Source organism: Haliscomenobacter sp., from assembly GCF_965225875.1.
GTDB lineage: Bacteria > Bacteroidota > Bacteroidia > Chitinophagales > Saprospiraceae > Haliscomenobacter.
The window spans coordinates 3,969,666-3,981,153 of sequence record NZ_CBDDBS010000002.1 but is presented as its reverse complement, the minus strand read 5'-3'; the positions used below and the strand labels follow the sequence as shown (position 1 = coordinate 3,981,153).

Genomic DNA, 11,488 nt, shown 5'->3' with positions numbered 1-11,488 from the left:
ACTCAAAAGGGTGTCGCCACAATACGCCATTGCCTTGATCCAAACATCAATTTCGGAAGTAAACCTGAATGGATATTTAGGGCCGGTTCCAATTTAGGGGGGAGAACCGGCTTTTTTTATTTTTAGCAAAAAAGTACTGTTGAATTTTCTGATCTTGACGCCTCAAATTATTCCAGAGCTCAAGTTAATCCTATGCCAAGCTATTCTCTCCGCCTCTCGGCTATACTCTATCTTATTTTGCTTACAGTCTTTGCCCAAGGCCAATCTCTTCAAGATACAGTTGGATTAAGAAAAGAATGTGTTACTCAAGCTAGATATTTTTTCGAATCTGGCTTTAAAGGAGATGTAAATCAAACGATCAAATACTATCACCCTGAAATAATCAAGCTTGCAGGAGGTGAGGCCGCATTCATCCAGGAACTCAAAGAAGGAGCAAAATTCGCAAAAAAAAGCAAGTTACCAGTGTTGACATTTCATGCCGATTTACCTGAAATCTTGGTAATTGATGAAAGTTCCATTCAGTGTATTTTCTCCTATTGGCTCAAAAGTGCAGGAACACCAGCAATGGAAGCACACCAATCCAGTCTCATTGGAATTTACAACCCTACACTACGACAGTGGTATTTCATTGATAAAAAAGATACCGAGATAGAAGATTTGAGATCAATCTATCCATTCATTAGTTCAAAACTTGGTTTAAAAGAAGAAGTACAGGCTTTGAGTACTGACTCGTCTGCTATAACATGGAAGGTCCCTCCTTTTTTAGAGGCCAGTGAAATTCTCGCTTTCAATCCAAATAAAGGAAGGGTAGTATATGGGGTACCTATTAAATCTATTGAAAATGGCGGAGGTGTGGGTTTGATCACTACAGACAACAAAAAACTAATCCAGCCTCGTTTTTTTTGGATCGAAGACCAGGACAGTTTACTACTTATTGATCAAAGATCGATAATATACGATGGCAAATGGAATAACTTAGAAGAACGCCCTGAACATATTGTAAATAAAGATTTGAGTCAAATTTATAAAACAGAAAGCAAGGATTCTGGATTAAAATATACCTGGATAGGGGATGATAAGTATAGGATTTCGACTTTAAATGGAGAATTCATTATGGAACTTAAAGCAGATGAACCGCCACGTCTTGCCAAAGGATTCATTGTCTATAAACGTAACTATAAAATGGGCGTTTTTAGTCAGAAGGGTAAAGAATTGATTCCTTTAAAATATGACCATATTGAACCCTTTTATAATGGAGTCAGCACTCTTGCAAAGTTGGAGCGGAGAGATAATGGGTTAATTATTGATACCTTAGGAAATATTCTTTACACTCCAAAGGGTGACGGGGTTCACCTAGATATACCTGATGGGTTTTGGCCTACAACAACATCTCATTTTGTTTTAAAAAGGGATTCCGCTTACCTTTCCTACTATGGTTTGGTTGATAATCAGGGAAAAGTTGTCGCAGAACCTGACTTGAGGTATATTTCCTTAAATGAAAAATATTATGCCTACGAAAAAAACTGGAAATGGTATATAAACTCAATAATTGGCAACCAACCTGCCTTGGGCGGCAAGGCTTTTGATGTTATTACTTTTGACGGGAAATATATCGTTGTTTGTGATGGAGAAAACAAAGTCACAACAGTTTTTAATGAAGATTTACAGCAAATTTTGTCTATCCCTGGGAACTGTAGGGTAGTTATGATTATAACTTTCAATAAAGAGCCGATGCTCTATATCAGTTTTAAAGGCGGAGGACACTATTTTCATTTGGATGGAAAACCAGTTGAAATTCACCTGGACTATCATCATTTGATTGATCTTGGGTTCGTGATTGAAAAAAACAACAAATTTGGTTTAGCTGATTTCAATGAAAAATTAATTATCCCTATTGAACTTGACGAAATAATATACTTGAAAGAAAGCCAGAGTCTCTGGGGGCGAATCAATGGGAAATGGGGCTTGCTAAAATATTAACTTTAGTATTTTTCTCCTTTTTATTTGGCCACTTCTACCTTGCTCCACGGAGTAGTGATTTGTGTACCCTGCACGTCAATAATCTTTAAATCCCGATTGATGTTTTCTGTGAATAAATATGCAAAAGAGCATAATTCAGGATTGTCCATCACCTTCAACTCCTGCAATCTAGGCATAACAGCTACAATTTTAAAATCCCGCAACTGCGTATTGGACAAATTAATCTGAGTCACTTCTTTCAATTGGTTCAAACTGAAGCTAAAAAAGAAAGCCTTTTCGTAAGAACCAATGGGCAAAAACAGGGCTCCGGTTCCCAAACGGGCTTTGAATTTTTGCACCTCCTCTGCGCTGTATTGTTTGCCGTGTTCCAGGCCAAATTTTTCCAAAAAAAACGGTTTAGCTACCAGTTCCAGCACCATCTCCTGATAAAACATTTTGAGCATGTCAAAGCCTTCAAAACCCTTGAATTGAGGCAAAAACTGCGGGTTTTCGAACAGTTCCAGCGCCAAAAAATACTCCAATAAAGACTTGTGGGTGAACTTGTAGTTGTTGTGCGCTCCTCGGGTGAGCAGGGAGTGGGCCTGCATGTCGAACAAATCGAGTTCAACCTGATGTTGCTGGGATAATTTTTGTAAAACGCCCAAATCGCTGATCGACAAGTTTTCGCGGTGCTGGTACAACTCCAGGGCAAAATAGCGGGAGAAGTGATAGAGGTTGTCTACAAAATTGTTGCCCTTGTTCCGAATGTTGCGCTCCCGCTCCAGCCAGCGCTGGATGATCTGGGCGTACACCTGATAGCTGTATTGGTAATTGGGCGCTTTGTCCACCAAATAATCAATGTAACTCAGGATCATCGGCCGGGCCACCAGCTCCTTGTACTCCTCAATGAATTGCAGGCAGTTGCGGTAACGTCGGCTGAAGCGTCCAAATTTTTTGCGCAAAAAAACCTTGATCTCATCCTGTTGCAGTGGCGAAATGTAGCGCGTCACGATGCGGCGCGGGGCCCTATTCGCTGACATGCTGGAAAAGGGCAAAGTGCTGGGAATGTCTTCTTCCCGGGCAAAAAACTGGGTGCGGCAGGTGATGACCACCGTTTGAAAGTGGCTGACTTTTTTGAATAGGCTGGCGATGCGATCGTTGGGTTGCTCGATGGCTAAAGGATCTTCATCCAGACCGTCCAAAAGCAAAATGGTTTCCTTACGCTCCTCTTCCGAAATTTTTTCAATCTCCTCATCTACTCCGGCATTGAAGGGAAATAGGCGGATTTTGTATTTTTTGGCCAAGCGGCGGCGATAAGTATCGTACAGATTGATCATGAAGGTGGTTTTGCCCATCCCCGAGTCGGCTAAAACCATAAACATGTAATCGTCTTTGTCTTTTTCAAAAATGCGCAAAAAGTAGGGAATCAAGGGTTCACGGGGCTCGGTATCCCGGTTGATTTCAGTGCCTTCAGTGGGCGACTTGGACTGACATTGCGTGGGGATGAAATACTTGGTGTGGCTCTTGATCTCGCTGGCGGTGTAAAAAGGATGGAGGCAGCGCGACAGACGGCTTTCCTTGCGGCGTTGCATGAACCAGGGGATGATCCAACGGAACGTTGCAAATACCCCACCCGCGATGGTGAGACTGACTTCCAATAAATCACTCAAATCCAGACCTAAAAACATGTAGATCTATATTTTGGCCACAGTACTGCACATCCGGCTCGGAGGACATCAATTGCCACGTGCTTTAGCTCGTGGATTGGGATTGCCTTTTGGTCGGGCTTTAGCCCAAGCTTTCATTTTCAAGCCAGGGCTAAAGCCCAAATCAGAGTGGCCCCTAAACCCCAGGCTGAAGCCTGGGGCAATTGATGTCCTCCGAACCTAATGTCCAGTAGTGTGTATTTAGACTGCAAGTTAGAGAAGTTTTACAGGCGCTTCAACAAGTCTTGCGCTTTTTGTGCAAACTCCGACTCTGCTGGCACTTGTTGCAACACCTTGCGGCACTCCGTTTTGTTCCCCTCCTTCAAATAACTCAAGGCCAGGTACCATTGTCCGTAATCCACAAAGCTGGATTCTCCCTTGCTAATGCTGGTAAACAAGTCCCGGGCAGCGGCATATTTTCCGGTTTCGAGCAAACAGATCCCCAGGTAGAGTTGGGCTTGCAAATCTTCCGGTTTTTCCTGCACATACGCCTGCAAAAGCGGCAAGGCCTTGGAGTAGTCCTTTTGATTAAAAGCCGACTCCATCGCCGCCAGATTGTCCTGGGCGGCATTGGATTTTTCAATCATGGCCAGGGGCGGGTATTGGCCGTATTGCTCATACAGGTTGGGCTGGAACAATAAAAACCGGGCTACCAGGACCAAGGCGACGGTCGCGGCAAGACCGATGACCCAGCGCAGCGTCTGATTGCGACGCAAGGGCACGATGCGTCCGGTTTCTTTGGGTGCAGTGTTCTGGAAAAACTCGCTGCCCATATTTTCCAATTGCCCTTTTAGCGCAGCCCGGCGATCCTGTTTGCGCAGGAATTGCTCCATGTCTTTTTGCAAAGCCAGTTCGGCAGCCAGTTCTGCACTTTGGTTCAATTCGGCTTCAAAAGCATTTTTGTCGGCTTCGGGGAGTTCGCCGCGGAGGTAACGGTCTATTTTCTCAGTGTTGTTCATGGTTCTTAACTTTTGAATTGTTGGGCAAAAAGCTCCTTCCAGCGGCCCATGCAGCGGTGTTTGCTTTGGTACACCGCATTGGCAGCCAGGCCCAGTTGTTCGGCGATTTGTTCGCTGGCCACGCCCTTGCCCAATAAAGTGAGCAATTCCTGGCATTGCGCCGACAACAAGGCGAAGGTTTTCGTCAGGGTTTCCTGCTTGTGCAGTTCCTGGAAAGCAGCTTCCGATTCCAAACCGGGGTCGTCTTCATCATTATATCTTTCCTCCTCTACTTTTCTTACGACTGCTTCGCGATTTTTTTCTTTCAATCGATCGAACCACTTGCGTTTACAGATGCCAAAGAGTAAGGCCCCAAAACTACTATTGAATTGAATATCAGCCCCACAGTAGCGATCGTAAATGGCCATCAGTCCATCCTGAAATAAATCCTGGGCATCGGCAGCTGAGCCATTGTTGGCTTCCACCCAACGCTGAATCGGCGCAGCATGCTGCTGATAGATGGCGCGGATCCGCAAGGGGTCTCCGGCACATAGGGCGAGTAGGTCTTGGTTGTCGCTCATTTGTACGGTTGAGGAGTTGAGGAGTTGAGAAGTTGAGGAGTTGAGGCTACCACGAGCGGCTTAGACACCATCTTGTCAAAACCGCTCGCGGTAGCCTCAACTTCTCAACTCTTCTCAACCCCTCAACTTTCTTAACATTTTTTTAACACTTCTCAGTAGTAAGATTTTTCCCCCCCTTGCAGATGTATGGATGTAGGCGGCAAAAACCGCAACCAAGATAACACCTTATTCCATCATCCTGTTAAATCTGTTACCCATGAAATCCAGAATCATTACCCGTTTGCTTTTAATCGTGTTCCTCTGTATCCAGGGGCTGGTGAATGCTTCTTTTGCTCAAACCACTACGGCTGATACCCTCAGCATGGCTGACAAAAAACCCTGTATCCCACCTAAAATTGCGATCATTGACCCCAGTGGCACTGCTACCAATGTGCCCAACACTTCGCCAGCCCCACCTTTTTCTTATGCCGCCAATTGTCAAACCGACTACCGCATTTGTGCCAAGTTCGCTTGCGCCAATGGTTTGGCACCATCCTACATAGCCACAGTAACCGACAAAGACGGGGTGACTGCCAGCTACACGGGCACAGGCGCTTCATTTTGTTTCAATCACCAATTCAACAAGGAAGGGGTGCACGTCGTCACGCTGCATTTTTTCTGCGGCAATGTCTGTTGTTATTCGGTAACCTTTTATGTATATGTCTGCTCTTGTCCTTGTAGTTGTGAGGGAGGCAAACTGGATTACATCAACTTCTCTGCACCCAATTGGCACGCAATGAAGATTGAATGTGGCCAGACTTACGAATTTTGCAGCAACAACCAGGTAACCTTTAACGTAGGCTACGATTGCCCTGGTGATTGCCAGGCCAAGTACGAATACCTCGTCAATGGAGTAAGCACAGCTACTGGTTCTGGTAATACCTTTTCACAAGCACTGCCAAACGTTCCAGGTACCTATGTAATCGCCATCATCATCCGCTGTGGGGATAAGATTTGTTACGAATGCAAGTTCATCGTAAAAATTGTCAACTGTGAACCTGTAGATTGTTGTGGAAAATGGGAAAACCTGCCCGACCTGATCGGCAATGGCATCAAGTACGAAGACGTATGTGGCAAAGGTTTCGAACTTAAATGTGGCAAGTTCCAACTGATTGGCAATTACCTCTGCAAGGATACCTGTAAAGCGACTTACGATGTAACCCTTTACCCAGCCGTTGGTGCTCCCATCGTCATCACCGCCAACGACAATACCCTCAATGAAGTGCTCAATTTCACGGCCAATGGTGCTTACTCCGTAACCGTAGTAGTGAAATGTGGAGGAAAAGTATGCGACAAGTGTGTCTTCAAATTCCAGGTGTTCGGCTGCGCCTGTGAGTGCCCTGCACAAGGAGAAGGTTGGCAAAAAATCCAGATTAACCTGGGTGGCAGCATCACTCCTGTTAAATGTGGTGAAACCATCGCCGCCAAGTGCAATCAAGCCTACTACATCGAAGCGATGTACCAGTGCATCGGCAATGGAAATTGCGCAGCAATCAAGGGTTTTGTGAGTGCTCCTGATGGAACGACCACTAATTTCTCTGGCGCAGGTTCCGTTGCTGTACCTTTCAGCTTTACCCAAAGTGGTCTGTATACGGTATTCCTGCAACCTTACTGCGATGGCAAACCTTGCCCACCTTGCCGCTTCTTCATCAAAGTGGAATGCCCTCCGGTTGATTGCTGTGGTCAGTGGGAGAAAAAGCCATCCCTGTCGGGCAATGGTGCCATCTTCCCCGAGTTGTGTGGACTAGGTTTCGACCTCAAGTGTGGCAAATACAACCTCAGCGGCTTGTACCTCTGCAAAGCACCTTGCCAGGCTACCTACGACATTACCGTAACCAGTGCCAGTGGGGCAGTTGTGTACAGTTCGCTCAATGATGCTACTTTGAATGAAACGATTGGTTTTGGCAACAATGGGGTGTTCCTGGTGCAAATTATCGTGAAATGTGGTGGCAAAGAATGCGCTCGCTGTGAGTTCAAAGTGAATATACAAGGCTGTGTAGGAGTTCCTACTGATCTCAACAAGAGCAGTGGCCTACCCCAGGGGCAATTGCGGGCTTTCCCCAACCCAACTACGGGTCAGTTGAATCTGGATTTACCAGTCAGCTCCGCTGCTTACCAGTTTGTACTCCGCGATTTGACGGGCAAAACCGTGCTGCACAAACAAAATGGCAGCAACCGCGAATCCCTGAACCTTGACGAATTGCCAAACGGAACCTATTTTCTGGAGGCCATCTCTGCTGAAAACCGATATAAAACCTTAGTAGTCAAACAGTGATTGTTTGCATAATCCCATGAACATTTTTTGATCCCATGTAACAGTGGTGCAGGTCCGCGGGCCTGCACCTTTTTTTGTTTTATCAAAAATTGAAAATAAATTTGCGTAAGCAAATGCTTACATTTATATTTGTAAGCAAATACTTACACATTATGGCCTCAATCGCACGAACTGCACGCAGAGACGTTTTTCAAGCCATCGCCGATCCAACCCGGCGTGAAATCATCAGTTTAGTGGCCAACCGTTCCTTAAACCTCAATGCCATTGCCGAAAATTTTGGCATGAGTCGGCCAGCCATTTCCCAACACATCAAAATACTCAATGAATGTGGTTTGATTGTGGTTCACCAAAAAGGCCGCGAGCGCTACTGTGAAGCAAAACTCCAACAACTCAACGAAGTGGCAGATTGGGTAGGCCAGTACCGTGCCTTCTGGAATACCAAATTGGATGCCTTGGAGCAATTTTTAGACAATAATAAACCTGAAAATACCCTGCTATGAGTCAGCAATTAGGCCAGGTCAGCAAGGAAGCTGATGGCTTTAAAGTAGCGTTCGAACGCGTGTTTCAGCACCCTATTGAACAAGTATGGGACGCCATTACGAACCCGGAAAAACTAAAAATCTGGTTCACCGATATGGAATTTGAACTGGTGCCCGGTAGCAAAATGGGTATTTGGTTTCGAGATGAAGCGCATACCGAGAGCTACGGACAAATTCTAGTGGTGGATCCGCCGCATCGCTTTGAGTTCAGTTGGGAACACGAACTGGCGGTGTGGGAGCTGAGTTCAATCGGCGAAAACCAAACCAAACTGCTTTTTACCTATAGCAGACTGGATGCCCAATACGCCACCAATGCTCCGGCAGGTTTCCATATGCTGCTGGATCAGTTGGCAACCGTATTGGCTGGCCGCACCGAGCCATACCCCTTTGGCTCCGAGGGGAGTACCCCAGAGCAATTGCAATTACAAGCTCAGTATTCCGCCATCATTTTGCCCTTTTTCCCGGAGTTGGACAAATACCAGCCTCTGGTCATTGAACGCACCTTCAATGCTCCCGTAGAAAGGGTCTGGCAAGCCATTACCGACCGGGAACAGATGAAAGAGTGGTACTTTGATTTGTCAGCATTCCAAGCAGAAGTAGGTTTTGAGTTTCAATTCCCCGGACAAGGTCAAAAAGGGGAACAGTACCTCCACAATTGTAAAATTCTGGAAGTGGTGCCTTTGCAAAAACTTCAATACAGTTGGGCTTATGAAGGACACCAAGGCATGTCGTATGTGAGTTTTGAGTTGGCTGGTGAAGGCCAACAAACCAGGCTAAAACTTACGCATCGAGGTTTGGGTAGCTTCCCAGATAGCCCTGATTTTGCAAAAACCAGTTTCCAGGCGGGTTGGAGCGAGTTGATTGGGGTGAGCTTGAAGGGATTTGTGGAAGGAGTGTGAGCAGCGCATCCTAAATGACCTAAAGCGACCTGATGGGAAAACGGATGAAACGGACTAAACGGATAAAAACGGATTTTGACTCGCCTTCGGCTCGTCCTTATCCGCCGCAGGCGGAAAAAATCCGTTTTATCCGTTTAGTCCGTTTTCAATCCTGTCGCTTTGGTTGAATAGAAAGAAAGAAAGAAAGAAAGCGTCGTGTCCGCCGTCGTGTTAAAGACAAGACTTATAGGTTTAGCTTAAATCACCCCCTTCAAAAAACGCCCCGTCACCGATTCAGCACAATTCAAAATGCCCTCCGTCGGCCCGGCATACAGCACCTCGCCACCATTTTTGCCCCCTTCCGGCCCCATGTCGATGATCCAATCGGCGTGTTTGATGATATCGAGATTGTGTTCGATGATGATGACGGTATTGTTGCTGTCCACCAGTTTTTTGATGATTTTGTAAAAATGCTCGATATCCGAAACGTGCAAACCAGTGGTCGGTTCATCCATGATGTAGATGTTGCTTTCGCGTTGCAGTTCGGTCGCAATTTTGAGGCGTTGGCATTCGCCGCCAGAGAGGGTACTGAGCGATTGCCCCAGTTTTAAATAATCCAAACCTACCGCTTGCAACAAACGTAGCTGCTTGTTGATTTTTTCACTGCGGAAAAATTCCAGCGCTTGACCCACACTCATGTCCAATACTTCCGCGATGTTTTTATCATGCAGTTTGTATTCCAGCACTTCGTTGTGGTAGCGTTTGCCTTCACACTCATCGCACTGGGTTTTGACCGCATCCAGGAAAGCCAATTCCATACTGACCGTGCCCTGGCCATTGCACTTGGGGCAAGCTCCGGTGCTGTTGAAACTGAACAAACTAGCCGGCGCCTGAGTGGCCGATGAAAACTCCTTGCGGATGTTGTCGAATACCCCCAGATACGTGGCGGGGTTGGCACGGGAAGTTTTGCCTACGGAAGATTGATCAATGACAATGGAATCGGGGTGCGCTTTGAGGAAACATTCGTGGATCAAACTGCTTTTGCCACTTCCCGAAACGCCCGTTACGCAGGTCAGGACTCCTTTGGGAATTTTTACGGAAACATTTTTCAGGTTGTTGGCCTGGGCATTGTTGATCTCAAAAAACGCAGTCGGGATTTTTCGTTGATAGCTGGTCTTTTGATTGCTGTACAAGTATTTTCCTGTGATGCTGGGTGTATTGACAATGCCAGCAGGTTCACCATTGTACACCACTTCGCCACCATATTTACCTGCCTTGGGACCAACGTCGACAATCCATTCGGCGGCCCGGATGATTTCAGGGTCGTGTTCTACCACGTAGACCGAGTTGCCTTTGTCCCGTAAGCGATAGAGCAAGGCCAGGAGTTTTTCGGTGTCTTTGGGATGAAGCCCAGTAGACGGCTCATCCAGCACATAGAGCATATCGACCAAATTACAGTCGAGCTGCTTGGCCATTTTTACTCTTTGGGACTCTCCTCCGGAAAGGGTGCCGACTGGGCGTTCGAGGGTCAGGTAGCCTACCCCAATTTCAATCAATTGCTCCAGTACAAATTGGGCTTTGCTGACGATGGTACGCGAAGTATCGTCGTCAATGGCTTTTAAAAAAGTATATACCTCGCTGAGTTCGGTGCGGCACAATTCGTCAAAGGACATGCCATTAATGGTCACTGTTCGAGCCCGTTCATTGATGCGGGAGCCTTTGCAGTGCTCACAAAGCGAGTATTTGAAATGTTTGGTGTAGGCGTTTTTGTCTTCCTCCGCGGCCTCATCTTCCCCCTTGCCGATGACGGTTTGTTCCAGTTTGCGGGCGATGCCTTCAAAGGTTTTCATGTACGTCATTTTGCCTGGAGGGGCTACAACTGGGTATGGCTCGGCGTACAGTAATTTGAACAATTCGGCTTCGCTGAAATCTTTCAGTTTTTTTTCAGCATTGAACAGTTCTAAGTTGATGACCTCTTTCCACATAAAGCCGCCCACTTTGTAATGCGGATGCAGGATGCCACCTTCCTTGATGGATTTTTCCCAATCCAAAAACAAATCCAGGTCAACTTTTGCCACCTTTCCCAGGCCATTGCAATGCTCACACATGCCCTCGGGGTGGTTAAAAGAGAACAAAAAAGAAGCTCCAATTTGGGGTTGGCCAATGCGGGAATACAACAATCGCAAATAAGTATTGACTTCGGTAACGGTACCTACGGTGCTCCGCAGGTTGTTGCCCATTTTTTTTTGGTCAATGACGATGGAGGTGGAAAGGTTCAAAATATCGTCCACATCCGGCCTTGAAAACTTGGGCATGAAGGTGCGGGCAAAAGCGGAGAAGGTTTCGATCAGTTGTCGCTGCGCCTCTCGGTAAATGGTATCGAATAAAAGAGAAGACTTACCCGAGCCTGAAACGCCGGTAAAGGCGACCACTTTGTGCTTGGGGATTTCCAGCGAAATGTTTTTGAGGTTGTTGGCATGTGCGTTTTGCACAATGATGGATTCCTTGTGGGTCGACATACGGGTGATTTTGGAGACTTTGGTCTTGGTGGAAGACTTGTCCTAACAACAGTG

At 46.3% G+C, this 11,488-nt stretch carries 9 protein-coding genes; 5 read left to right on the top strand and 4 right to left on the bottom strand.

The window, feature by feature from the left end; genetic code table 11:
* Positions 1-192: 192 nt before the first annotated feature.
* Positions 193-1,980 (top strand): WG repeat-containing protein, encoded by a 1,788-nt coding sequence (locus tag ACO08K_RS18205; protein WP_421797838.1) that lies wholly within the window; start codon positions 193-195, stop codon positions 1,978-1,980.
* Between the two features lie 20 nt (positions 1,981-2,000).
* Here ACO08K_RS18205 and ACO08K_RS18200 read toward each other — a convergent pair whose 3' ends face one another.
* The 3 genes from ACO08K_RS18200 to ACO08K_RS18190 all read right to left on the bottom strand — a co-directional run bounded on the left by ACO08K_RS18200 (position 2,001) and on the right by ACO08K_RS18190 (position 5,184).
* A complete protein-coding gene (locus ACO08K_RS18200) occupies positions 2,001-3,647 on the bottom strand; it encodes an NACHT domain-containing protein (RefSeq protein WP_421797837.1) in 1,647 nt (548 codons plus the stop codon).
* A gap of 242 nt (positions 3,648-3,889) precedes the next feature.
* Complete coding sequence (locus tag ACO08K_RS18195; RefSeq protein ID WP_421797836.1) at positions 3,890-4,624, bottom strand: tetratricopeptide repeat protein; 735 nt, start codon at positions 4,622-4,624, stop codon at positions 3,890-3,892.
* Positions 4,625-4,629: 5 nt separating this feature from the next.
* Positions 4,630-5,184, bottom strand: coding sequence for an RNA polymerase sigma factor (locus ACO08K_RS18190; RefSeq protein ID WP_421797835.1), 555 nt, complete (start codon positions 5,182-5,184; stop codon positions 4,630-4,632).
* A gap of 256 nt (positions 5,185-5,440) precedes the next feature.
* On the opposite strand from ACO08K_RS18190, the gene ACO08K_RS18185 reads away from it, so the two are divergent.
* The 4 genes from ACO08K_RS18185 (at position 5,441) to ACO08K_RS18170 (ending at position 9,103) form a co-directional block, all read left to right on the top strand.
* Complete coding sequence (locus ACO08K_RS18185) at positions 5,441-7,498, top strand: T9SS type A sorting domain-containing protein (RefSeq protein WP_421797834.1); 2,058 nt, start codon at positions 5,441-5,443, stop codon at positions 7,496-7,498.
* A gap of 152 nt (positions 7,499-7,650) precedes the next feature.
* A complete protein-coding gene (locus tag ACO08K_RS18180; RefSeq protein WP_421797833.1) occupies positions 7,651-7,998 on the top strand; it encodes an ArsR/SmtB family transcription factor in 348 nt (115 codons plus the stop codon).
* Positions 7,995-8,936 carry an SRPBCC domain-containing protein gene (locus tag ACO08K_RS18175; RefSeq protein WP_421797832.1) on the top strand — a complete coding sequence of 314 codons (942 nt, stop codon included), beginning with the start codon at positions 7,995-7,997 and terminating at the stop codon, positions 8,934-8,936. The genes ACO08K_RS18180 and ACO08K_RS18175 overlap by 4 nt, the downstream gene beginning before the upstream one ends.
* Before the next feature lie 44 nt (positions 8,937-8,980).
* Positions 8,981-9,103: a hypothetical protein gene (locus tag ACO08K_RS18170; RefSeq protein WP_421797831.1), complete on the top strand. Its 123-nt coding sequence runs from the start codon at positions 8,981-8,983 to the stop codon at positions 9,101-9,103.
* 69 nt (positions 9,104-9,172) lie between these two features.
* Here the strand turns inward: ACO08K_RS18170 and ACO08K_RS18165 are convergent, their stop codons facing one another.
* Entirely contained in the window at positions 9,173-11,434 is a 2,262-nt protein-coding gene (locus ACO08K_RS18165; protein WP_421797830.1) for an ATP-binding cassette domain-containing protein, read from the bottom strand.
* Positions 11,435-11,488: the final 54 nt, after the last annotated feature.

Bases quoted from the DNA above. Each gene is read 5' to 3' on its own strand.
- ACO08K_RS18195 (WP_421797836.1), bottom strand. From the start codon at position 4,624: ATGAACAACACTGAGAAAATAGACCGTTACCTCCGCGGCGAACTCCCC.
- ACO08K_RS18165 (WP_421797830.1), bottom strand. From the start codon at position 11,434: ATGTCGACCCACAAGGAATCCATCATTGTGCAAAACGCACATGCCAAC.
- ACO08K_RS18190 (WP_421797835.1), bottom strand. From the start codon at position 5,184: ATGAGCGACAACCAAGACCTACTCGCCCTATGTGCCGGAGACCCCTTG.
- ACO08K_RS18185 (WP_421797834.1), top strand. From the start codon at position 5,441: ATGAAATCCAGAATCATTACCCGTTTGCTTTTAATCGTGTTCCTCTGT.
- ACO08K_RS18175 (WP_421797832.1), top strand. From the start codon at position 7,995: ATGAGTCAGCAATTAGGCCAGGTCAGCAAGGAAGCTGATGGCTTTAAA.
- ACO08K_RS18200 (WP_421797837.1), bottom strand. From the start codon at position 3,647: ATGTTTTTAGGTCTGGATTTGAGTGATTTATTGGAAGTCAGTCTCACC.
- ACO08K_RS18170 (WP_421797831.1), top strand. From the start codon at position 8,981: ATGAAACGGACTAAACGGATAAAAACGGATTTTGACTCGCCTTCGGCT.
- ACO08K_RS18205 (WP_421797838.1), top strand. From the start codon at position 193: ATGCCAAGCTATTCTCTCCGCCTCTCGGCTATACTCTATCTTATTTTG.
- ACO08K_RS18180 (WP_421797833.1), top strand. From the start codon at position 7,651: ATGGCCTCAATCGCACGAACTGCACGCAGAGACGTTTTTCAAGCCATC.